Origin of the sequence: Rummeliibacillus sp. TYF-LIM-RU47 (genome assembly GCF_008638315.1) — a bacterium.
GTDB classification, from domain to species: Bacteria; Bacillota; Bacilli; order Bacillales_A; family Planococcaceae; genus Rummeliibacillus; species Rummeliibacillus stabekisii.
Map to the genome: position 1 here is coordinate 664,546 of NZ_VVIR01000001.1, position 19,876 is coordinate 684,421.

Below are 19,876 nucleotides of genomic sequence, written 5' to 3' on the forward strand. Positions count from 1 at the left end.
TATGGCTAAAGCTAAAAAGTGCAAGCTCGGTAAAATGTACTTGTTTATCGAAAAAGAATCTTGGTTGGACGAAGCTAATATCCCTACCTATGCCGTAGAATATGGAATTGATATTTCAGATTATATTGAAGATAGACCAAACGAGGTTACTCTTACCGGAATCATTTACTCGGATAATAAACATACAATCGCCGAAAAGATAAAAGGCCTTAAGAAGTACAAGAATAATGGTATACGGCTTACTTATGTGGGAAGACGAACAGGTACAAACTTCTTAATTAGAAAGTTTAGCTATGACAGCGAAGTTTCAATCGCAAATGGTCATAGCTTTTCTTTATCTTTGCAAGAGGTTCGGATTGCTAAGAAATACAAAAAATCCAAAAAGAAAACCGCTAAAGGCAAATCAAACGGTGGACGTAAGCAAACGAATAATAGTAAGAGTAAAAAATATCATACTACCAGAAGCGGAGATACTTATTGGGTGTTAGCAAGAAAATACGGAACAACTTGGCAACAACTCTACAAATGGAACAAATATCCGCCAAGGCGAATACCAATAGGCGTTAAATTGAAGGTGAGATAATGGACAAGGAATATATTGAGATTGAGAAAGATCTTATCCCTTATGAATTCGAAATAGAGCTTGAAGAAGAAATATTCACCTTTGATGTTCGTTACAATGAAAATCATGATTTCTTTACGATTGATTTATATAAAGACGAAGAATTAATATGCGCAGGGGAAAAGTTAGTCTATGGTGTTCCCTTATGGGAAGACATAACGACGAGCGATTTCCCTGCACCTACCATTATTCCTCTTGATCCAAGTGGGAAGGAAAAGCGCGTTTCTTGGGATAACTTAAACACAACAGTTTTTCTTATTCTAGATAACCAAGGTGAAGAAGATGAGTGAATACTTTAAAAGGGTCATTAAAGTTAGAACACACAATACCACATGGACAAATGACAAGCTGCACATTGAGTTTGAAGTACCTTTTGATGATGACCATGAACCCAATCGAAGTACTATTCGAATTTATAACCTTTCTCATGACTCACGAGCTAAGTTTAAGCGAGGTAATCGTTTAGTGTTGAACGCAGGATATGAAGGCGATGTGGGTGTTGTATTGGATGGTGAGATCACTAGAGTGAGAAGTGAAAAAGTTGGACCGGATAGGACAACTATCATCAAGGTACTAGATACTCATGGGGTAACAAGTAAAAAGACAATAAAGAAAACATACAAGCAGAAAACAAATACCTCTACAATTATTCGTGATCTAGCACATGCAATTGGGCTTAAACTAAAAGTGTTAGACCTACCAAAAGATAAAGTTCAAAAGAAGGGTTACAACGTCACCGGCAACGTTCTCGACACAATCGAGAGACTGGCTGACGATTGCGGCGCTTCTTTTTATTTTTCAAAAGGTTACTTATATATCCGTGATATCCGAAAAGGTGATAACACAAAATTCACGCTAACATCGTCTACTGGCCTTATTGGTTCGCCTGATATATTCGAGAAAAGTTATCACGGAAAAACAGTAAAAGGATTTAGAGTAGATGCCTTGTTGCAACATAAAGTCTCTACTGCATCAATACTCACACTAAAGTGCCAGACTGTAGTCGGTAAATTTCGAGTGATTAGTGGTAAGCATGTGGCAAATAAAAGCGATTTTCAAACGCAATTTGATTGTATTTCAAGTAAGTAGGTGAAGTAATGGCAGCAGATACGAACTTCTTTAAAAACTTTCGGAATCAGATTTTATTCAGCATTAACACAGCTTTTCCTGCAAAGGTATTAGCTTTTGATGAATCGTCATTCGAAGCAAAAATACAGCCTTTATTCAAAGTAAAAGAAGTTGGGGAAGAGCCCGAAACGATTCCAGTGATCGAGGGAGTACCCGCCTTAAAATATGAATTTAGTGTGGAAGGTGGTCCTGTTCAATCATATGAGCCTGTATTAAAGGCAGGAAAGATTGTCCTTTGTGTATGTGCTCAACGTTCTTTAGATGATGCATTTGAAGGTAAACCATACTATGCCGGTAAATCACGTATTTTGGACATACAGGATGCTGTAATCGTGGGGGTGCTACGATGAGAGATATATCAATCGTAAACGGTGATATCTCTTTTGAAAAAGGGTTTGTCACAGGTTCAGAGGAAGTTTCTCAATCCATTGCAATTGAATTGGGTTCCCAACTGGAAGAGTTATTTCTGGATGAAGATTATGGCTTTGACATGTCAGTACTACAGGATAAACCAGATGATGATGAAATTATTGCAGAAGTAGGAAGGGTCATTGCCAATGAAGAACGTGTTGAACTCGTTGGTGAAGTATTAGTCAATCAAGACCGCAAAGCGCGGGTTGCTTATGTGCAATTTAAAGTACAAGTAAAAGAAACAAATGAAGAACTAGAATTGGATGTGAGTCTAGGTGGCACTGACGAGTAAGGGCTATAAACGAGAATCATATGAAGATATTCTTGAACGCTTAGATGTAAAAGCAAAAGAGTTATTCGGACAAGATGCCAATACAGGAGCACGATCAGCGTTAGGAATTTTATTAAGAATAATGGCGTTTGTTTTAGCGCTTGTATGGCAAGACAATGAAAATGTTTATTATTCTGGCTTTCGAAAGACAGCGGAGGGAAGGCAGCTCGATGCATTATTGCCATATGCAGGGATAACGAGGAACCCAGCTACATATGCAGATGGACCAGTAGTTTTCAGCGGTGCGCTAGGTACTACTATTGAAATGGGTTATACAGTTGGTAAGGAGAATGAAACGCTTTATTACACTTTAGAAGAATCAACAATAGGAACAGACGGTACAGCAAAAGTAGATGTTATGTGCCAAGTAAGCGGTGCAATCGGTAATGCTGAAATTGGTGAAATCAATCAAATAATAAACCCGATTGATGGACTAGAAAGTGTTACCAACCCAATTGCGTTTACAAACGGGAAAGAGCAAGAAACAGATCAAGAAGTCCGTGAACGCGCTGATACTACCGTTGAGGGATTGGGGAGTGCGACGACTGCATCGATAAGAACGGAACTTCTTAAAGTATCAGGAGTACGCGCCGCCTACGTTGATGAAAACTATAGTGATGAAATAAATGTCTATGGAACTCCTTCAAGGGCAATTCAAGCGTTTGTGCTTGGCGGGAGTGATGAAGATGTGGCTAAAGCTGTCTTTAAAAAGAAGTCAGGTGGTATTCAGCCTTATGGTCAAACTTATATCACGGTATTAGATGATGCCGAACAACCGAAAGCAGTTGGTTTTACAAGAGCTCAAACGGTACAAATATATGCAAAGGTTTCTCTTAAAACAAATAATAGCTTTGAAGCAGACGGTCAAAACCAAGTAATCAAAGCAATTGTTCAATATATCGGAGGTTCAGATGCTGAAAGCAATACCTATATCGGTTTAAATATGGGAGAGAATGTCATCTTATCTAAGCTTATAGCAAGGATTTATGGGGTGAATGGTATTGATGATGTAGATGTACAACTATCGACGGATGATTCAGTATATGAGGCTAACAACATTGAAATCAAACTGCAGCAAGTCGCCCAAATAACAGCAGCTAACATTGAGGTGATCTGATGTATAGCACTAAAGAAATTATTTCACTATTCACCGACTACTTTAAGAAAAATGAAGACTCCAATTTATACAAGCTTGTTTCTTTATTTTCCAGTGAATTAGAACGGATCAAGGAAACAAATAAACTGATTGTAGAATGGAGAGATATTGACAAGGCACAAGGGAAAGCACTTGATTTGATTGGTGAAAATATTAATCAAAGTCGAGGGGTAGCAACTGATGAAGTGTATAGAGTTTTGCTGAAATCAAAAATTGCTAGAAACCTATCTGACGGCACGATAAATACAATTATAAACGTCATAGCAATTGCACTGTCTACGGATAAGAAGAGTATAAAAATCGTCGAAGGTTGGACTGATGAACTTAATCCAGAACCAGCTTCAATTAAACTAATGGAAATGCCATTAGAAGCCATTAATAGAGCTGGTATAGATCCGGCAAACTTTGTACGAATTATTCAAAAGACGGTTGCTGGTGGAGTGAAAGTTCAAAGTATTGAACTAAATGGAACTTTTGAGTTTGGTGATACATCATTAGCGATTGATAACTCAAAAGGTTTTGCAGATATCGATGGAACCACAGGAGGGTATCTTGGTGCTGCATTCAACCCATCAACAGAACAAGATTTACCTATTTAGGAGGGATTTTAGTGGCATTTACGAAACAGTTACCAGAATGGCATGCGCTTGGTGTTGAGCCGCCTCAAAGCTTAAAAGAAGGTGGCTGGAAAGCAGGTGTAAAGCCTCCTGCCGATTACTTCAATTGGCTACAAAACAAAGCTTTTAAAGCAATAGAAGAGCTACAATTAAAAGCCGGAGAAGTAAAAACAATTAACGGCCAGTCACCAGATGAAAAAGGAAATATAACAATAAATGTAGATACGTCAAACTTCGCAACCAAAGAAGAACTTAAAGCCAAGTATTCAAAGCCTGCAAATGGTATTCCTAAAAGTGACTTTGCTGGTGAAGTTCAAACTTCTTTAAGTAAGGCAGATGGCTCAGCTAAACAAACAGATCTTGAAGCTTTAGACAAAAAGGTTAGTGAACATCAGGCGGATGAAATGAAGCATTTAACCAATGGGCTTTTAAAAATAAATAACGGATCAACGAACTTCCTTTTGAAAATGGATGCAGAGGGTCTTTATTTAGAGGAGGTATAATAAAATGGCAGTAGGAGACAAGTATTATTTGGGTGGTCGAGAATCATATAAAAATTATTTTTCATATAATGGTGGGTTGAACGTAGGAACTAATGGTATATCTTTCGGCTTTGAAGTGAACATGTTCAAATTCATTTCAAACGATAGTGAAACAGATGATTTAATTATCACCTTCAATGATGTACCAAAAACACAGACGGGGTTAAATGGAGCCATTACACTAAAGCCAAGGGAAGTTATCAACGACTTGAATATCAAAGCTACAAAAATTAATCTTTCTCGTAACAGCGGTTCGGGGAATGTTCGATTTTTGGGGGTGTAATAGATGGGGTTAGTTAAACCACAACCACCATTAAAAGGTACGCTTACACCTAGCTTTATTAGAAGAATGAAAGAATTACCTCATGTTACCCAACCGTTAAATAAATTCTTGACTGGTAGATACTTTGTATCTAGAAAAGACGTAATCAATGGAAATGAAGTATTTTATACTTTAACTAAAAATGGGACAAATATAGAAAAAATATTTTGGACTGAAGATGGTATTCAAATAAGAACAAAAGTCATTTTCAGTCACCCTGAAGGAGCCACCATAGGACGTTTTGATTATTACCCACAATATGGAGTAATACAAAAAATTAATGGTCAACCTATCTACTTCACTCATGATGGAATTATGATAGTCACTGCTACAACAAATTATGTTGATATAAATTCTATCTTAAAAAACAATTTATTACTTAGAATTAATTCTGGTTCAATATTAGATGTGTATACACCAAACGGTATACAATTGTTATCATTCGGTGGATACTTCCCTAATTCGGCTACTTTATTTCATGATGATGATGAACACGTTGTTTTAACTTATGGTGATGGAAGTCGATATACAAACACGCTATTAAAAATGACTTTAGCTGAAACAAAAGTTATTCAATATATTTCATACGGTTCAAGTCATACGGTTGTAAAAGATTATTATTCAAATGGGGGATATTAATATGTATTTAAAAATAATTAATTTAGTTAACACATATGGTCAATGTGATTATAAATCATTAGATATGTTAAAAATTGTTACGGGTTCTGCTTTTTATTCAGCAGATAATACATCATGTGTATTAGAATATAATGACGAATTTTCACCGCATGATGAAGTAATTGAAATATCGAATGAAGAATATGAAAGCTATCGACCAAAAATAAAAAATACTATTTCACTAGATGAACGTGTATCAGAAGTCGAAAAAATATTAAATGATATGTTATTAGGAGGAATCTAATCATGCAACAATCAAAATTATACACATACATTAAAAACCAATATTTAATGGGGAATTTCACAAGTGATGAAATGGTTCGTCTGGTAGAATTAAATCGAATTACTGATGGAGAGAGAATTAAGATTATCGAAGAAGTTGTATAAAAGGGAATTTGTATACGCAAACGCAGTCACTCGACTAGCGTTATTTTTATTGTCGAAAAAGAAGGGGAAATCTCCATTTTGTCGAAATTTTATTAAGTGAGAGGAGAGAATATCATGCGTAGAGATATGGAATATTGTCGGTTGTTACTTATAGATCTAAGTAAAGGAAAATTTAATCGATCTATCCCGAGAAATGAAGATGGTGAAAAGTACAAATACCATCTAGAATTACTAGAAAGTGCCGGGCTAGTTTCATTAGAGTTTGTTCAGCCATCATCTTTCGGTTATCACTTAAAAGAAATACCTAAATTAACTTGGGAAGGTAATGACTTTTTAGATGCTATCGAGAATGATACTATCTGGGAAAACACTAAAAGTTTTGCTAAATCTAAAGGTTTTGAGGTAGCTAAATTATCATTTGAAATATTAAAAGAGATAGCTATTGGACAAGGTAAGAAAATGCTTGGAATAGAATAAATTTAGAAAATTAATGCCTTCCACAACTAATTGTGGAGGGTTTTTATTATATAAAAATAGAGCCCTTAAAGGCTCTTTTAATTTGGGGAAATGAGGAGAAGAAATGGAACAAATTCTAAAAACAGTTCTTTCAATTGTTGGTGGTGTTACTTCCTACTTTTTAGGAGGGTGGAGCGTCTTACTTACAACTTTATTGTTACTAAATGTATTCGACTATATTACTGGAATGGCAGCTAATTGGGGACAATTATCTAGTAAACGTGGTTATCAAGGAATTATAAAAAAGGGTGTTATGTGGGTTTGGATTGTGGTAGCCAACCTTTTATATATGGTTTTAGGACAAGAGGGATTTAACCTGTCCGAAGTTATTCCAGATGGGGTAGTTATTCTATTCATTCTGAACGAAATTACAAGCCTAGGAGAAAACAGCATCAAATTAGGTATCAACGTACCTGAACCAATTCAAAAAGCATTAGCAGTAATGAAAGGGGATAAATAATATGGTAAAACAATTCGTAATTAGTAGCGGTCATGGTGATAAGGTAGCGGGAGCAATTGGTATTTTGAACGAGCATGAAGAAGCCAAAAAGGTTGTTAATCGTGTATACGATATTTTAACGAAGGAATTTAACGTAGTTGGTTTTAAGTATCACGAAACAATAGCTACAACGCAGAATCAAAATTTATCAAATATAGTTTCCTTCCACAATGGAAAGACAAGAGAACTAGACGTTAGCGTTCACTTTAACAGTGCGACACCTGCCGCAACAGGCACAGAATGCTTATACTATGATGCTTTAAGCTTATCAGCTAAAATGAGTGCAGCTATGGCCTCAGCCCTTGGCATCGTTGATCGTGGACCAAAAGAGCGCAAAGAACTGTATTTTTTACGAAATACAAGCAAGCCAGCAATCCTTTTAGAAGTATGCTTTGTAACTTCGGAAAAAGACGCGGCGGCATACCGTAAAAATTTTGAAGCCTTATGCCAAGCTATCGCCAAAGTTATAGCGGGGCATTTAGGATATACACAAAACAAAGTTGAAGGCGTTTCAAAGCCAGTTAACCAAGGTTATTACAACAAGAAATATGACAGGTTAGTTTCTCTAACAGACGTCGGTGTATATGAAGATAAAGAGTTTAAGAAAGAAATGAAACGCCATAAGAAAGGTACTAAACTAGATATTATCGACATTGCTCATTCAAAGAATGGTACACCAAGATTTATTACTTGCGGTGGCTATGTAACTGCAAATCGTGAGTATGTAAAAGCTTATACGGTTAAGTAATATTAACCTTTATATAAACAAGACCAGGGTTCGATTAATTTATGAACACCTGGTCTTTTTTTATTCATCTTACAATTCCTTTTCACGTGCTTCAATCCACGTTTTTACTTCGTTTAAGTCCTCTAAACTACAATACTTATTGATATATGTCTTAGCAGCACTCTTTGCGGATTGTTTACGTGTTTTTTCTCGATTCTTTTCACGGTACGCTTGGGTAGCACGCTTTTGCGCTTCCGATGTTTTATTCTCAGACATAATTTAATCACCTCTTTTTCATGAAATAAAGAACAATATTTACAATCACTAATATTAAACATATTGAATAAATAATAATCATTGAGTAATCAAAAGCACTTGGATTTTTCCAGTTAACCATATCAGTTAAGATGTAATAAGCAAACGCTAAAGCTACGACATATCCTATATTTTTCATAATGAAAGGGATATGATAAGATTAGGAGAAGGAGGGGCTAACCTCCTTCTAAGGGTATTAGCGACGTTTTCCTTTCCTAGAGGGGCGTCGCTTTTGTTTTTTCTTACTTTTCATATCGCTTATATTTTTCACTGAACTTGTAAGCAAGTTTAGGATTGTTGCGATAGCTACTAAGTAAGCTAAAATCTTATCATAATCCACTTTGTTCACCTCCTTTCTATATTTATATTATATACCATGGTATATAATTAAGCAATACTATAATTAAATTTATTTAAAATTTCACCTTACGTGGAGGATAGGGCATTTTGTTATATTCATAATAAATAATACATAATATATTTGGTAATACTGAAAATGTTGCACCATTATCTTAACTTGTGTAAAATTACTTTAAGAAGTGACACTACATACGGTGCGGATGTGATAGGGAATTGAGTAAAAAAGAGAAATTACTTGAACAGATAAAAAGAAATCCAAGGGACAGAGATTTCAGAGAGATTAAAACGTTACTAGAACGTTACGGCTTTATTGTTGATGAAACCTTAGGTAAAGGATCTCATTGCCCAGTTTACCATCCTAAGTATGAGAAGGATGAAAGTCTAAGGTGGACATTGTCAAAGCGAAAACCCATGAAAGTCTATCATGCTAAAGAAGCTATAAGACTTGTTGAGGAGGTAATATGCCGTGAAGCAGATTAATATTACATTAGAAGAATTTTTAAAATTAGACTATAAATTTATTGTAACTCCCTATAAAGATGAAGAGTATGGAGAAAGTGGATATGTAATCACATGTTCTGAATTACCGGGAGTGAAAGTTTTTGGTGAAAATATTCAAGAAGCATTTGAAGAGTTTGAAGAAGCTAAGATTGCATTTTATGAATTAAAACAACATTTAGGGGAAAACATACCCTTACCAATAAAAGAATCCGACAGACCATCAGGTAGGATAACTGCTAGATTTGGTGTAGATTTACATGAAAAAATTATACAATATGCAGCCGTTAACAAGATCTCTGTTAACTCTGCGATTAATCAACTTGTTAATTTTGGCTTCGAAAAGGAACAAAACAATTTGTTTATTGACGAGCTTAAATCGATTAAGCAATTAATTAAACAACAAGAAATTAATATAAGCTATAGAAATGATTATTTAGATGAAAGTTATACTTTTAAATTACCTAGAACACAACAAAAAAGACCTTTCCATCCGAGTTTCGAATTTACGGATAAAACTTTTGGAGATCTTAACTAAATCGAGGTGCTATAATGGAGAAACGTTTGAAAATAAGTATCCAAGATATTGAATTACTTGAATTAGATTTTAAGAAAACAACAAACAAAACAAGTGAAGTAAGTGCTGTAAATATTGAAGTAGATATAAAAGAAAAGAATGAAAAAGAAAATGGTTATCAGGTTAAAGTAGCGTTTAATGCAGATTTCAATGTAACTTCTAGAAACTTAGAAATAAATGGTAAATATTTATTCTTGGCGGTTTTTGCAGAAATTGAGAATTTAGAAGAGTTTAACCAAATGGTAGAAGAAAGAAAATATGAAATGTCTTTCCCTATGTTAAGTAAAATATCCAGTTTAATTACAAAAATAACTGAAGAAGCTAGACCGTTCCCTTTAATTGTTCCGCCAGTTGCTTGGATTGAAGCGACAGAAGACGAGGAATAAAAAAACTAGAGTGCAAATTGCTCTGGTTTTTTTTACTTGAAAAAAGAACAAATGTTCCTTATAATTAAAGCAAACAAATGTTCTTATTGAGGGGGAGTTAAAATGAAAGAGCAGTTAATAAAAGCCATGCAATATAATCAATTGGTCGATTTAATGTACATATCCCAAAATGGAACGATAACGAAACGACGAATAAAATTAATTAAGATTGTTGGCGATAAGTTTCAGGCATTCTGTTTTACGAAACATGCCAAACGAACTTTTATTATTGATAATGCTCTTGCAGTCCTTCCTGTAATTCAAAAAGAGCGTAGAGAAGTCATATGAGCAGGGAGCAAAGCAATCTAGTGCATAAACAGATCATTTTAGATTTAACAATACGTACACTAGAGCGAGATCGTAAGCTTTTAGATAGTTTTAAATCACAGGGTGCTTTCGAAGTGTGGTTTGAGAATAGGATTAAAGAAGTGAAACAAGAAAAACTGAATCTAAAAAGACAGTTGGGCGCTATGGGAATAAGAATTGAAAACGAAATAAGAGAAGATGATTTCATTACCGTTTACGAAGTGCTTTATAGAGGAGCGACGGAGCATCATAGATATTTCAATGTTGCGTTAAGAAACTGGACTAACGAAGAAATAAAGCGCCTGCTAAATATGGAGCATAAAACAGTAGCAGAAGTTAATAAGAAGGTATATCACAAGTAAAAAGGAGAGATAACCGTGTCTTTAGGATTCCCGAAACCAAAAAGAGTTAAAAAATCTGCTAAACACCCTGACCGTGACGAATTTGATTTAGAAGAATTAGCAATGACATTAAACGAGGCTATGAAAACAAACAATACTTATAGCTTTGCAGTATTTAATCAAGATGATCCAATTGTTGGAAAAGTTACTAAGATGGATCCAAACACAAAGTTGATTTCCATTCAAAGATATGGGGAGATATTTAAAGCTCACTTTTTAGATATATTAAAAGTAAATTCATATGAGGGTTAGTATTAAAAAAGAGCTACCATAAAAAAGGTAACTCTTTTTCTTTATTTCAGAGAAATCACTATCTTAGTCTTTTCACCGATTGGTTCTTTATTTTTATCCACTGGCGAATCAAAGTAAAGAGTAATTTTCTTTATATCTTTTATCTCTTTTTCTAAAAAGAAAACAATACGCCCCTCTTTAGAAACTTTGCCTTTAAAATCCTCACCCACAGTTTTAGAAATTTCGTGAGCTCGAACATCTACTTGTTCTCCGGTATTGGTCACTAGGGTAGGATGATCAGCACTAAACCAAACCTCTTTATTGGAAGTGTTTTTTGTATTAAGGTTTAAGATAAGAACATGAGCCTTTTTTAAATTATCAAATATAAATTCGCTCTCTTTATTAGGAGCTAAGTCAGCAACATTAATGCCTGTGATTTCTAATTTCATTGGGCCAGTTGAAATTTTATAACTTAAATCCTGTTTATTATAATATTCCTTTACATCGCCATACTTAGAAAGAATGTTATTATCTTTTACGTCTATGGTAGTTTCTTTTTTATTTTCTACAGACACACCACAAGCACTTAGCAATAATGAAACGCTCAATGTTGCTATCAAGAGTTTCTTCATATGTATTTCCCTCCAATCTCTTTAATGTAAAATTAAGTATATCATCTCTAAAAAGCAATTTTTATAAAATCAATAAATATAGAAAATTTCATTCCTATTATATAAGTACCTAGACCCCTTTTTTGACCCCTATCCTAATTCAATCTATACATATTAATAAATAGAAAAAGTTAAAAGTGTTCTTTTATATGAGAAGAAAAACACGTAAGAACTAATAAAAATGTGTAGCTATAATAAGAGTTATTATTGGATAGCTTGTAAAAGGATAAATTAAGCTTGAGTATAAAAAGGGCTCCTTAGAGGAGCCCTTTTTGCATATTTGATTAACTGTAAGCCATTTGTTCTTCGCGGATAAAAGCAAAGTACGGAGCTCCATCTTTGCGGAAATAGGTCATTAGATAACCATTGCACTCTTGGACCTCATTATTATTTTTCAGTAAATCTAAATCGATATAGAAAGGAAGAAGCAGTGTATGCTTATACAATTCTTTTTCTCCTACATTGAATTGAGCAAATGCACTGCCGGCCATTTCAGGGTGTAAGCGTATTTCTTTCAGTATATCTTTTGATTTAATTTCAGGTAGCTGATTTTTCCACCAAGGTTTACGAGGCTGGAAACGCTGTGCTTTTAAATAGTCTAGCTGCAGCAAACTTACAATGATATTCATATTTACGTTTCCGCGCTGTTCTAGAAATGCTATCAAGCGTAAGAATAAATCTTCAAGCTGGTGGCCTATACGTGACCAGCCTTGATTGTCCCAATAGGTTCCGAATTCTTGGAAGAAATCAAATGGTGTTTCAAAGACGCTACTGACCAAATAATCTATCGTATAATCAATTCGGTGATCATTCCAATATTTCTCTAATATATCCTCGGTTTGTTTAATCCGAAGCATATCATCAAAGCTTAGCACATTATTTGCGACAATTTCATATGGAGCTACATCCACATAATCGTAGCCGTATTGTTTCGCTTGCAGGCGCAGTCCAGTGCCACGCAGTAACTTTAAGAAACCTAGCTGTAATTCCTCTGGGCGTAGAGCAAATACGTCATTAAATGTTTGGCGGAAGCTGTGATAATCTTCTTCTGGAAGTCCTGCTATTAAATCTAAATGTTGATCAATTTTGCCTCCTTCTTTTACCATTGTCACTGTACGAGTTAATTTGGAGAAGTTTTGTCTTCGCTTCACTAGGTCATTGGTTAAGTCATTTGTCGATTGTACGCCAATTTCAAAGCGGAACAAACCCTTGGGTGCATTGTCATTCAAAAATTGAATAACTTCTGGACGCATGATATCTGCTGTAATTTCAAATTGGAATACGACACCTTCTTGATGTTCATCTATTAAAAACTGGAACATTTCCATTGCATAGCTTCTGCTAATGTTGAAAGTACGATCGACAAACTTTATCGTCCGGACGCCGTTATTCATCAAATATCGTATATCTTCTTTTATTTTTTCGCGGTTAAAGTAGCGAACACCAACTTCTATAGAAGAAAGGCAAAATTGGCAGTTAAAAGGACAGCCACGACTTGTCTCAATATAGGCTATTCGCTTTGATAGATGGGGAAGATCTTCTTCAAAACGATAAGGGCTAGGCATGTCACGCAAATCAACTTTTTGTGCCGCTTGATGTATTTCAACCTTATCCTCTTTTAAATAAGCGATGCCTGGCACTTCAGAAAGAGGAATTTTTCCATGGTAATAATGAAGTAGTTGTTTAAAAGAATGCTCACCTTCGCCCATAATAATGCAGTCAACATCCTCTTTTAAACGCTTGAGCCAAACATGGACATCATAACTTACTTCTGGGCCTCCTAGGACAATTTTCGTATGAGGGCTGACTTTCTTCACCATTTGTATTACTTTGATTGTTTCTTCAATATTCCAGATATAACAACTGAATCCGAGGATATCTGGAGATTTTCGATAGAGATCAGATACGATATTAAAAGTAGGGTCTTTAATCGTATACTCTGCAAGAACTGGGTTGAAGTCAGGCTGGGCATAAGCTTTTAAATATCTGATAGCAAGATTAGTGTGGATATATTTGGCATTTAGTGTTGCAAGAACAATATTCATAGGGAATCTCCTTTTAGCTAATTTGTCGAGTGGAAATATCTTGTATATTTAACAGAGTTGTTTTAAGATAAAGATACTAGCGTAATTATACAAAAAAATTTAAAGTAAAAAGTCCTATTTATAGAATTTGATTTATATGAAATAATCTGAATATTAATAATTTAATTTCGGACGGAGGTAATTTAGGACATTAAAACTCCTATTTAGTAGAGTTTCATCTTATTTAGTGCTAATTTGATGTCATAATTTATTGGCGAAATTCATAGAATGATAAAAAGAAGGGATTGGTGATTAGTTAATGCCGCAACGATTTTTCAGTAATTTTGATTTTACATTTCAAGAATGTGAAGAACCAATTATAATTGTTGACCACAGATTCCATATTTTATTTGCTAATGAATTGGCCAAAGAACACTTACAAGTAGAAGAAGATATTGATATAAAAAATTGGCTAAGCGAAGATTCCTACGATGTATGGAAGAAGATTGTTGAAAATACTAAAACTCGTTCGTATACAACTGAGAAGATGTCTATTAACACCTTAAACTCTAAAATAGAGGATATGAAAGTAACGAGCTGCTATTCAGATGTATACGATTGGATTTTACTATGCTTCCACTACTCGGAGGTTACTAGTAAAGTTGATAAGCATCTCGCCGTTGAGAAAAAGTTCCGACGTGTTTTTGACCAATCTGAGAGTGGTCTTCTCTTAACTGATGCTGATAAGCGAATTGTTGAGATGAATGAAATGGCCGCCAAATTATTAAATGTTTCCCTGCATAGTATCATTGGACAAGATATCTCTATTTTATGGAAGTTATTCCCTAATGAAGGGTATAATATCCATAAATTCTTCTGTTCTTTAAAAGAAACGGGCAAGGGAGAATTAACCGTTCAAGTGCCAATGAAAGAGGGCACGCGCTATATACAGTTATTGAGCAATTATGACAGCCAGGATGATATTCATTTAACAATTATTCGCGATGAAACGGAAAGAATTATGATGATGAATCGGCTGGAACACCAGCAAACACTTCAAATGGTCGGTGAGATGGCAGCAAGTATTGCACATGAAATTAAAAACCCTATGACAACATTAAAGGGTTTTACAGATTTAATGAAAATGACAGCCACAGGTGAAAATAAGCGTTATTTATCTGTTTTGGACAGAGAAATCGAGCGTATCGAAAATATTGTAAATGAATTCTTAGATTTATCCAAGCCAGGTGGCTATGAGATGAATATTTTCTCATTTAGCGAGTTAATGGAAGAGACAATTGAGCTGATGCAGCCCCAATCAATTATGCAGCATGTAGAGATAGAATATGAGAAAAACCTTTATCAAGAAGATTTAATTTTAGGGAATAGCCACAAACTGAAGCAGGTGCTAATCAATTTATTAAAGAATGCTTTTGAGGTTATGCCTTCAGGTGGCAAGATTGTCATTCGACAACAAATCAAGTATTACGATAAAGTGACCATCTCGATTGAAGATAGTGGTACAGGTATGTCTGAAAACGATTTGGAAAATATCTTTACTCCCTTCTACACTACTAAATCAGAAGGCACTGGATTAGGCCTTGCTTTTGTGGCGAAAACTGTTGAAGAACATAATGGTAAAATCACAGCCACAAGCAAAGTAGGAGAGGGCACGATATTCAGTATTGATTTTCCACTTGTAATCCAAAAACAAAGAGAGATGGTGGCAGAAAAAAGCTTGGAAATAGACTTCGCTGATCTTACAGAACAGAGCGATTGCTTTTATTCTGTATAACATCACCCTTTTGACAAAGTATTAACCACAGCGGTATAATATCTTAAAATCAAGATTTATTATAAGGGATGAACAAGAATGGCAACACAAGATGAAATAAAGCAGTCATTGAAACTCTTTATTGTACTTTCGAGGGCAACAAAAGCTATAAATGAGTGCACAAACCAATTCTTCCAGGAGAATGGATTAAATCCTACAGAATTCGCTGTGTTGGAATTACTTTACCATAAAGGAAGACAGCCCCTCCAAAAAATAGGAAATAAGATTTTACTGGCTAGCGGGTCAATCACTTATGTTGTTGATAAATTAGAAAAAAGAGGTTACTTAACGCGCGTATCATGTCCATCTGATCGGCGCATAACATATGCTGAAATTACACCCCTAGGTACTGAGTTTATGGACGAGCTGTTTCCTAAGCATGAACAACAATTGCATGAAATTACAAGTGTATTGACTGGGGAAGAAAAAGACCTAGCGATTGATTTATTAAAAAAACTAGGGCTCTCAATTAAAGATTTGTCTTATTAAGATCAAAAGAGTGGTGTGATGTAAGACACATACATCGCTCTTTTTGTCATAATAATAGAGGGCATTACAGTATAAAGAGGATCTAGGGAAAATGCTAAACGTAAAAAGACAAACAGATAATAGAAGTATTTATAGGTTGTTTAATAAAAAATGCCGCTCTTATAGAGCAGCACAAAATGTTTGGTATTCGAAGAGACAACATGGTTGAAGAATATGTAATGCGTTATATTAATTGTTATTAGCAGCTGCTAATATTTTATAGCGTTTATGGTTAACAACAGTTTTTTCTTCAATCTCAAGTGAATTGAAATTCTCCATATACGTTAGATTCACGATCACAGAATTCTCATTCACTTTCTCGACAATTCCCTGTAGTCCATTTCCGAATTCAATGACATTCCCAATTTCAGCTATTTTCATAAGTACCAGCCCCTTTAACTTTAGTTACTTTACAGTTTGCCTTAAAATAGTTATTTCGTAAAGTGAAAACCATTTTATGTAGATTTTTGATATTATACGTAAAGGGAGTTGCGAATATGAACGATTACATACAAAAGTTAGACGATTTAAAAAATGGAAACATTCAAGAATTAAAAGTAGATAAACATGAATTTTATCAACTGAGAGAAGAATTAATTAAAAGAGAAGACTTTAAGCATTTTCAAGGGATCGCCAAACAAGGTGGAGATATAATCTATGTTTACTTGAAAGAACCACGAAGTTAAAATAGAATTTCATAAGACAAGCTACATCTGCAATAGGATAAGAAAAACAATACTTTACTGAGAGGAGGATGGTGGATGTCTGAGTCCATTTTAAAAAAATTAGAAAATACACGTGAAAAAATGATTCAATCAGGTATCGAGAAGGGATTTTCTAATATTGAAACCATCCGCTTAAGTAAAAAGTTAGATCATTTACTAAACACTTATCAGCAAGAACAAGAGCATGAACAAGATTATCCTAAGGATGAAGATTTAGTGAAATTTTAAAGGATAACTCCTATTAGGGGTTTTCTTTTTTTTTTTCGTAGATTTATTTACTTCCAGCAGATGAATGCCACAATAGGCCTTGGTAATACTTTTGGCTTTCCACATACACTATATAAAAAAATTTGCACAAGGTGGTTTAGAATTTGTTGTAGCGTGGAATAATAATAAAGAACACAGCAACAATCTCATTTCCCCCTTTCTTTAGCAGGTACTTTACGTATCTGCTCTTTTTTTGCGCTAGAAAAGTTCTTGTATAATAAAGTGGAATGAAAATTCTGATATAATGAACACAACAATAAAAAGGGGGAGTCATATATGAAAAAATGGACCATTGGCTTTATTGGGACTGGTGTAATGGGATCAAGTATCGCTATGCATTTATTAAAAGCAGGACATACAGTACATATTTATACGCGGACAAAAGCAAAAGCGGAAGCTTTAATCGAACTAGGGGCAAGCTGGTTTGAGAGTCCGGGCGAAGCAGCGGAAAATACCGAAATTGTTTTCACGATGGTAGGCTATCCGCATGATGTGGAAGAAGTTTATTTTGGAGAAAACGGTATTTTTAAAATGAGCAAGGCGGGAACAAGATTAGTTGATATGACTACATCTCAGCCAACCCTAGCTAAAAAAATTGCTAAACATGCTGAGACTATGGGGATGGAAGCATTGGATGCTCCTGTTTCAGGTGGAGACATTGGTGCGAAAAATGGGACACTTTCCATCATGGTAGGCGGCAAAAAGGATGTTTTTGAAGAGGTACAACCTGTATTTGAATTATTTGGTGAACATATTATTTATCAAGGAGAGGCTGGAGCAGGACAGCATACAAAAATGTGCAACCAGATTGCCATTGCGAGCAATATGATTGGTGTATGTGAAGCAATCGTTTATGGCAAAAAAGCAGGACTCGACATTAATACAGTCCTTCAATCCATATCCACAGGTGCAGCTGGATCATGGTCTTTAAGCAATTTAGCTCCACGTATTGTAAAAGGAGACCTAGAACCAGGATTTTATATTAAACACTTCATCAAGGATATGGGCATTGCCTTAAAAGAAGCAGAAATGATGGAGCTCCAATTGCCCGGGCTATCTCTTGCAAAAGGAATGTACGAAGAGTTATCGCAAAAGGGATATGATGATTTAGGTACTCAAGCATTAGTTGATTATTATAAAATCTAGTTACTTTTGAGCTACGCGTTTTGATGTTAATACAAAAAATGACTACTTATTGTCAATAATTCTTCTATATGCAAATGATGTAATATGATACAATTGGGGTAATTATGGGAGAATTGTAGGAGGTATTAGCTCAGATGAATGAAAATAAAGGTATTTTACTTGAGAGCGGTACAAATGAGCTTGAAATAGTTGAATTCCAAATGGGGACAAACAAATTCGGTATTAATGTTATTAAAGTAAAAGAGATAATTCAACCTATACCTGTTACTTTTATTCCGCATGCACACCCACATGTAGAAGGCATTATCCAATTGCGCGGTGAGGTTTTGCCGGTTGTTGATATGAAAAAGGTTTTGGGATTGTCCAATACGCCTTATAGCGAACAGCATAAATATATTGTAGCTGAGTTTAATAGACAACGAGTTGTCTTTCATGTAGATAATGTAACGCAAATCCACCGTATCTCATGGGATCTTATAGAAAAGCCGTCAGATATGTATCAAGGGGGAAATTCACAAGTCATCGGTGTCATCAAGCAAAATGACGTAATGCTATTATTGCTTGATTTTGAAAAGATTATGGTAGATATCAATCCTGACTCCGGTATTAATGTGTCTTCCATTAAAAAGTTAGGGCAACGAAGCCGCTCTGAAAAGAAAATCGTTATTGCAGAAGATTCACCACTTTTACGTAAACTCCTGCATGATACGATGGAAGAGGCTGGCTATGCGAATGTCGAATTTTTTGAGAATGGAAAAGATGCATTAGAATATTTGTTAAGCATTGCGGAAAAAACAGATGATATTAGCGAATATGTCCAATTGATGGTAACAGATATTGAAATGCCGCAAATGGATGGGCATCATTTAACAAAACAGGTGAAATCTCATCCGGTATTAAGCAAATTGCCTGTCATCATTTTTTCAAGCCTTATAACAGATGATTTGAGACATAAAGGAGAAAAAGTGGGAGCTGAAGACCAAATCAGCAAGCCAGAAATAGCTGATTTAATTTTAAAAATCGATCAATATGTATTATAAAAACCGGAGAGAATTCTCCGGTTTTTTTTAATGGCCATAAAAATAGCTGTTCATTTGGTAAAGTCCTTTTTTTCTGTTCTCCTCGTAAATGCTTCGAGGCGTTCTTTTTTTTCGTTTAGGCATAGAAGATGAAGAAGTTTCCGGCTCAAGGAAGTTAGTCAATATTTGCTTTGCCTTGCTTAGACTCATACTACGTCTAGGGTTTCGATAATTCTCATCCAAGTGACCTAAATGAGGCAATTCCTTGAAGTCTTCTTTCTTAGGCAATGAGTGGAAATAGTAATCAGAACATTGAATGACCACAGCGGACTGCTGTTGGCTAAACCGTGGCCTTTTGACGAATTGAAGTCCTATTTTTTTTGCGCATCCCATCTTAATCATCTTATCGAGGGCTAATCGCTTTAATGTATAAAGAGTTTTATTATCAGGGGCAGTTTTTGCATGTTTATTAACTATATAAATCGCTGTAGCTATATCTCCATTGTGGGGGCGATTGCTCATCGTATTCCTACCTTTCTGCTAAAAAAATAATTTCAATATAAAGGAATAGTATGGAAACAAAAGAAAAACACTTCTCATACAAGATAATAGA

Annotated in this window: 33 protein-coding genes; 27 read left to right on the plus strand and 6 right to left on the minus strand. The window is 35.0% G+C overall.

Annotated elements, in window-relative coordinates; all coding sequences use genetic code 11:
- Nucleotide 1: 1 nt before the first annotated feature.
- The 15 genes from F0527_RS03185 (at nt 2) to F0527_RS03250 (ending at nt 7,957) form a co-directional block, all read left to right on the plus strand.
- A complete protein-coding gene (locus F0527_RS03185) occupies nt 2–583 on the plus strand; it encodes a LysM peptidoglycan-binding domain-containing protein (protein WP_150283795.1) in 582 nt (193 codons plus the stop codon).
- The gene (locus tag F0527_RS03190; protein WP_150283796.1) at nt 583–912 is read left to right on the plus strand and encodes a phage baseplate plug family protein; all 330 of its coding nucleotides are present in this window, start codon (nt 583–585) and stop codon (nt 910–912) included. The genes F0527_RS03185 and F0527_RS03190 overlap by 1 nt, the downstream gene beginning before the upstream one ends.
- Nucleotides 905–1,711, plus strand: coding sequence for a phage protein (locus tag F0527_RS03195; protein ID WP_150283797.1), 807 nt, complete (start codon nt 905–907; stop codon nt 1,709–1,711). The genes F0527_RS03190 and F0527_RS03195 overlap by 8 nt, the downstream gene beginning before the upstream one ends.
- A gap of 8 nt (nt 1,712–1,719) precedes the next feature.
- Entirely contained in the window at nt 1,720–2,100 is a 381-nt protein-coding gene (locus F0527_RS03200) for a Gp138 family membrane-puncturing spike protein (protein WP_150283798.1), read from the plus strand.
- Nucleotides 2,097–2,453, plus strand: a complete 357-nt coding sequence (locus F0527_RS03205; RefSeq protein ID WP_150283799.1) for a contractile injection system sheath initiator — start codon at nt 2,097–2,099, stop codon at nt 2,451–2,453. Before F0527_RS03200 ends, F0527_RS03205 begins: the two co-directional genes overlap by 4 nt.
- Nucleotides 2,437–3,609 (plus strand): baseplate J/gp47 family protein, encoded by a 1,173-nt coding sequence (locus tag F0527_RS03210; protein ID WP_150283800.1) that lies wholly within the window; start codon nt 2,437–2,439, stop codon nt 3,607–3,609. Before F0527_RS03205 ends, F0527_RS03210 begins: the two co-directional genes overlap by 17 nt.
- Complete coding sequence (locus F0527_RS03215) at nt 3,609–4,247, plus strand: baseplate wedge 1 family protein (protein WP_150283801.1); 639 nt, start codon at nt 3,609–3,611, stop codon at nt 4,245–4,247. Before F0527_RS03210 ends, F0527_RS03215 begins: the two co-directional genes overlap by 1 nt.
- An 11-nt stretch (nt 4,248–4,258) precedes the next feature.
- Nucleotides 4,259–4,768 (plus strand): hypothetical protein, encoded by a 510-nt coding sequence (locus F0527_RS03220; protein WP_150283802.1) that lies wholly within the window; start codon nt 4,259–4,261, stop codon nt 4,766–4,768.
- Between the two features lie 4 nt (nt 4,769–4,772).
- A complete protein-coding gene (locus F0527_RS03225) occupies nt 4,773–5,090 on the plus strand; it encodes a hypothetical protein (RefSeq protein ID WP_150283803.1) in 318 nt (105 codons plus the stop codon).
- Nucleotides 5,091–5,093: 3 nt separating this feature from the next.
- Nucleotides 5,094–5,768 carry a hypothetical protein gene (locus F0527_RS03230; protein WP_150283804.1) on the plus strand — a complete coding sequence of 225 codons (675 nt, stop codon included), beginning with the start codon at nt 5,094–5,096 and terminating at the stop codon, nt 5,766–5,768.
- 1 nt (nt 5,769) lies between these two features.
- Nucleotides 5,770–6,051 (plus strand): hypothetical protein, encoded by a 282-nt coding sequence (locus F0527_RS03235; protein ID WP_150283805.1) that lies wholly within the window; start codon nt 5,770–5,772, stop codon nt 6,049–6,051.
- 2 nt (nt 6,052–6,053) lie between these two features.
- Nucleotides 6,054–6,194, plus strand: a complete 141-nt coding sequence (locus F0527_RS16940) for a hypothetical protein (RefSeq protein ID WP_190323374.1) — start codon at nt 6,054–6,056, stop codon at nt 6,192–6,194.
- Nucleotides 6,195–6,308: 114 nt separating this feature from the next.
- A complete protein-coding gene (locus tag F0527_RS03240) occupies nt 6,309–6,671 on the plus strand; it encodes a DUF2513 domain-containing protein (RefSeq protein WP_150283806.1) in 363 nt (120 codons plus the stop codon).
- Between the two features lie 103 nt (nt 6,672–6,774).
- Nucleotides 6,775–7,170 carry a phage holin family protein gene (locus F0527_RS03245; RefSeq protein ID WP_150283807.1) on the plus strand — a complete coding sequence of 132 codons (396 nt, stop codon included), beginning with the start codon at nt 6,775–6,777 and terminating at the stop codon, nt 7,168–7,170.
- A gap of 1 nt (nt 7,171) precedes the next feature.
- A complete protein-coding gene (locus tag F0527_RS03250; protein WP_150283808.1) occupies nt 7,172–7,957 on the plus strand; it encodes an N-acetylmuramoyl-L-alanine amidase in 786 nt (261 codons plus the stop codon).
- A 69-nt stretch (nt 7,958–8,026) separates the two neighbouring features.
- Here the strand turns inward: F0527_RS03250 and F0527_RS03255 are convergent, their stop codons facing one another.
- Nucleotides 8,027–8,212: a hypothetical protein gene (locus F0527_RS03255; protein ID WP_066790733.1), complete on the minus strand. Its 186-nt coding sequence runs from the start codon at nt 8,210–8,212 to the stop codon at nt 8,027–8,029.
- Nucleotides 8,213–8,447: 235 nt separating this feature from the next.
- Nucleotides 8,448–8,591 (minus strand): hypothetical protein, encoded by a 144-nt coding sequence (locus F0527_RS16945; RefSeq protein ID WP_190323375.1) that lies wholly within the window; start codon nt 8,589–8,591, stop codon nt 8,448–8,450.
- Nucleotides 8,592–8,824: 233 nt separating this feature from the next.
- On the opposite strand from F0527_RS16945, the gene F0527_RS03260 reads away from it, so the two are divergent.
- The 6 genes from F0527_RS03260 to F0527_RS03285 all read left to right on the plus strand — a co-directional run bounded on the left by F0527_RS03260 (nt 8,825) and on the right by F0527_RS03285 (nt 11,070).
- Complete coding sequence (locus F0527_RS03260; protein ID WP_150283809.1) at nt 8,825–9,091, plus strand: hypothetical protein; 267 nt, start codon at nt 8,825–8,827, stop codon at nt 9,089–9,091.
- Nucleotides 9,078–9,647 carry a hypothetical protein gene (locus F0527_RS03265; protein WP_150283810.1) on the plus strand — a complete coding sequence of 190 codons (570 nt, stop codon included), beginning with the start codon at nt 9,078–9,080 and terminating at the stop codon, nt 9,645–9,647. Before F0527_RS03260 ends, F0527_RS03265 begins: the two co-directional genes overlap by 14 nt.
- 14 nt (nt 9,648–9,661) lie before the next feature.
- Nucleotides 9,662–10,072: a hypothetical protein gene (locus F0527_RS03270; RefSeq protein WP_150283811.1), complete on the plus strand. Its 411-nt coding sequence runs from the start codon at nt 9,662–9,664 to the stop codon at nt 10,070–10,072.
- A gap of 102 nt (nt 10,073–10,174) precedes the next feature.
- On the plus strand, nt 10,175–10,399 hold the full coding sequence (locus F0527_RS03275; protein WP_150283812.1) for a transcriptional regulator: 225 nt from the start codon (nt 10,175–10,177) through the stop codon (nt 10,397–10,399).
- The gene (locus F0527_RS03280) at nt 10,396–10,779 is read left to right on the plus strand and encodes a YhjD family protein (protein WP_483314019.1); all 384 of its coding nucleotides are present in this window, start codon (nt 10,396–10,398) and stop codon (nt 10,777–10,779) included. The genes F0527_RS03275 and F0527_RS03280 overlap by 4 nt, the downstream gene beginning before the upstream one ends.
- Before the next feature lie 15 nt (nt 10,780–10,794).
- Complete coding sequence (locus tag F0527_RS03285; protein WP_190323376.1) at nt 10,795–11,070, plus strand: YolD-like family protein; 276 nt, start codon at nt 10,795–10,797, stop codon at nt 11,068–11,070.
- Nucleotides 11,071–11,111: 41 nt separating this feature from the next.
- On the opposite strand, the gene F0527_RS03290 is transcribed toward F0527_RS03285, so the two are convergent.
- Entirely contained in the window at nt 11,112–11,681 is a 570-nt protein-coding gene (locus F0527_RS03290) for a hypothetical protein (RefSeq protein WP_150283815.1), read from the minus strand.
- A gap of 323 nt (nt 11,682–12,004) precedes the next feature.
- The gene (locus tag F0527_RS03295) at nt 12,005–13,765 is read right to left on the minus strand and encodes a B12-binding domain-containing radical SAM protein (RefSeq protein ID WP_150283816.1); all 1,761 of its coding nucleotides are present in this window, start codon (nt 13,763–13,765) and stop codon (nt 12,005–12,007) included.
- Nucleotides 13,766–14,063: 298 nt separating this feature from the next.
- On the opposite strand from F0527_RS03295, the gene F0527_RS03300 reads away from it, so the two are divergent.
- Nucleotides 14,064–15,539: a PAS domain-containing sensor histidine kinase gene (locus F0527_RS03300; RefSeq protein WP_147194437.1), complete on the plus strand. Its 1,476-nt coding sequence runs from the start codon at nt 14,064–14,066 to the stop codon at nt 15,537–15,539.
- Nucleotides 15,540–15,617: 78 nt separating this feature from the next.
- Nucleotides 15,618–16,067, plus strand: coding sequence for a MarR family winged helix-turn-helix transcriptional regulator (locus tag F0527_RS03305; RefSeq protein ID WP_147194433.1), 450 nt, complete (start codon nt 15,618–15,620; stop codon nt 16,065–16,067).
- 228 nt (nt 16,068–16,295) lie between these two features.
- Here F0527_RS03305 and F0527_RS03310 read toward each other — a convergent pair whose 3' ends face one another.
- Nucleotides 16,296–16,487 carry a YkvS family protein gene (locus F0527_RS03310; RefSeq protein WP_066784945.1) on the minus strand — a complete coding sequence of 64 codons (192 nt, stop codon included), beginning with the start codon at nt 16,485–16,487 and terminating at the stop codon, nt 16,296–16,298.
- Between the two features lie 116 nt (nt 16,488–16,603).
- Here F0527_RS03310 and F0527_RS03315 point away from each other — a divergent pair, with 116 nt between their 5' ends.
- The 4 genes from F0527_RS03315 (at nt 16,604) to F0527_RS03330 (ending at nt 19,284) form a co-directional block, all read left to right on the plus strand.
- Entirely contained in the window at nt 16,604–16,792 is a 189-nt protein-coding gene (locus F0527_RS03315) for a hypothetical protein (RefSeq protein ID WP_066784949.1), read from the plus strand.
- Nucleotides 16,793–16,867: 75 nt separating this feature from the next.
- A complete protein-coding gene (locus F0527_RS03320; RefSeq protein WP_147194427.1) occupies nt 16,868–17,059 on the plus strand; it encodes an aspartyl-phosphate phosphatase Spo0E family protein in 192 nt (63 codons plus the stop codon).
- Nucleotides 17,060–17,374: 315 nt separating this feature from the next.
- Complete coding sequence (locus tag F0527_RS03325; protein WP_150283817.1) at nt 17,375–18,244, plus strand: NAD(P)-dependent oxidoreductase; 870 nt, start codon at nt 17,375–17,377, stop codon at nt 18,242–18,244.
- Between the two features lie 134 nt (nt 18,245–18,378).
- A complete protein-coding gene (locus tag F0527_RS03330; protein ID WP_147194421.1) occupies nt 18,379–19,284 on the plus strand; it encodes a chemotaxis protein in 906 nt (301 codons plus the stop codon).
- A gap of 27 nt (nt 19,285–19,311) precedes the next feature.
- Here F0527_RS03330 and F0527_RS03335 read toward each other — a convergent pair whose 3' ends face one another.
- Nucleotides 19,312–19,785: a YkyB family protein gene (locus F0527_RS03335; RefSeq protein ID WP_066784962.1), complete on the minus strand. Its 474-nt coding sequence runs from the start codon at nt 19,783–19,785 to the stop codon at nt 19,312–19,314.
- Between the last annotated feature and the right edge of the window lie 91 nt (nt 19,786–19,876).

Bases quoted from the DNA above. Each gene is read 5' to 3' on its own strand.
- F0527_RS16940 (WP_190323374.1), top strand. From the start codon at position 6,054: ATGCAACAATCAAAATTATACACATACATTAAAAACCAATATTTAATG.
- F0527_RS03255 (WP_066790733.1), bottom strand. From the start codon at position 8,212: ATGTCTGAGAATAAAACATCGGAAGCGCAAAAGCGTGCTACCCAAGCG.
- F0527_RS03270 (WP_150283811.1), top strand. From the start codon at position 9,662: ATGGAGAAACGTTTGAAAATAAGTATCCAAGATATTGAATTACTTGAA.
- F0527_RS03300 (WP_147194437.1), top strand. From the start codon at position 14,064: ATGCCGCAACGATTTTTCAGTAATTTTGATTTTACATTTCAAGAATGT.
- F0527_RS03240 (WP_150283806.1), top strand. From the start codon at position 6,309: ATGCGTAGAGATATGGAATATTGTCGGTTGTTACTTATAGATCTAAGT.
- F0527_RS03315 (WP_066784949.1), top strand. From the start codon at position 16,604: ATGAACGATTACATACAAAAGTTAGACGATTTAAAAAATGGAAACATT.
- F0527_RS03230 (WP_150283804.1), top strand. From the start codon at position 5,094: ATGGGGTTAGTTAAACCACAACCACCATTAAAAGGTACGCTTACACCT.
- F0527_RS03200 (WP_150283798.1), top strand. From the start codon at position 1,720: ATGGCAGCAGATACGAACTTCTTTAAAAACTTTCGGAATCAGATTTTA.
- F0527_RS03235 (WP_150283805.1), top strand. From the start codon at position 5,770: ATGTATTTAAAAATAATTAATTTAGTTAACACATATGGTCAATGTGAT.
- F0527_RS03190 (WP_150283796.1), top strand. From the start codon at position 583: ATGGACAAGGAATATATTGAGATTGAGAAAGATCTTATCCCTTATGAA.
- F0527_RS03310 (WP_066784945.1), bottom strand. From the start codon at position 16,487: ATGAAAATAGCTGAAATTGGGAATGTCATTGAATTCGGAAATGGACTA.
- F0527_RS03225 (WP_150283803.1), top strand. From the start codon at position 4,773: ATGGCAGTAGGAGACAAGTATTATTTGGGTGGTCGAGAATCATATAAA.
- F0527_RS03250 (WP_150283808.1), top strand. From the start codon at position 7,172: ATGGTAAAACAATTCGTAATTAGTAGCGGTCATGGTGATAAGGTAGCG.
- F0527_RS03290 (WP_150283815.1), bottom strand. From the start codon at position 11,681: ATGAAGAAACTCTTGATAGCAACATTGAGCGTTTCATTATTGCTAAGT.
- F0527_RS03295 (WP_150283816.1), bottom strand. From the start codon at position 13,765: ATGAATATTGTTCTTGCAACACTAAATGCCAAATATATCCACACTAAT.
- F0527_RS03325 (WP_150283817.1), top strand. From the start codon at position 17,375: ATGAAAAAATGGACCATTGGCTTTATTGGGACTGGTGTAATGGGATCA.
- F0527_RS03185 (WP_150283795.1), top strand. From the start codon at position 2: ATGGCTAAAGCTAAAAAGTGCAAGCTCGGTAAAATGTACTTGTTTATC.
- F0527_RS03205 (WP_150283799.1), top strand. From the start codon at position 2,097: ATGAGAGATATATCAATCGTAAACGGTGATATCTCTTTTGAAAAAGGG.
- F0527_RS03245 (WP_150283807.1), top strand. From the start codon at position 6,775: ATGGAACAAATTCTAAAAACAGTTCTTTCAATTGTTGGTGGTGTTACT.
- F0527_RS03280 (WP_483314019.1), top strand. From the start codon at position 10,396: ATGAGCAGGGAGCAAAGCAATCTAGTGCATAAACAGATCATTTTAGAT.
- F0527_RS03275 (WP_150283812.1), top strand. From the start codon at position 10,175: ATGAAAGAGCAGTTAATAAAAGCCATGCAATATAATCAATTGGTCGAT.
- F0527_RS03215 (WP_150283801.1), top strand. From the start codon at position 3,609: ATGTATAGCACTAAAGAAATTATTTCACTATTCACCGACTACTTTAAG.
- F0527_RS03195 (WP_150283797.1), top strand. From the start codon at position 905: ATGAGTGAATACTTTAAAAGGGTCATTAAAGTTAGAACACACAATACC.
- F0527_RS03330 (WP_147194421.1), top strand. From the start codon at position 18,379: ATGAATGAAAATAAAGGTATTTTACTTGAGAGCGGTACAAATGAGCTT.
- F0527_RS03335 (WP_066784962.1), bottom strand. From the start codon at position 19,785: ATGAGCAATCGCCCCCACAATGGAGATATAGCTACAGCGATTTATATA.
- F0527_RS03320 (WP_147194427.1), top strand. From the start codon at position 16,868: ATGTCTGAGTCCATTTTAAAAAAATTAGAAAATACACGTGAAAAAATG.
- F0527_RS03305 (WP_147194433.1), top strand. From the start codon at position 15,618: ATGGCAACACAAGATGAAATAAAGCAGTCATTGAAACTCTTTATTGTA.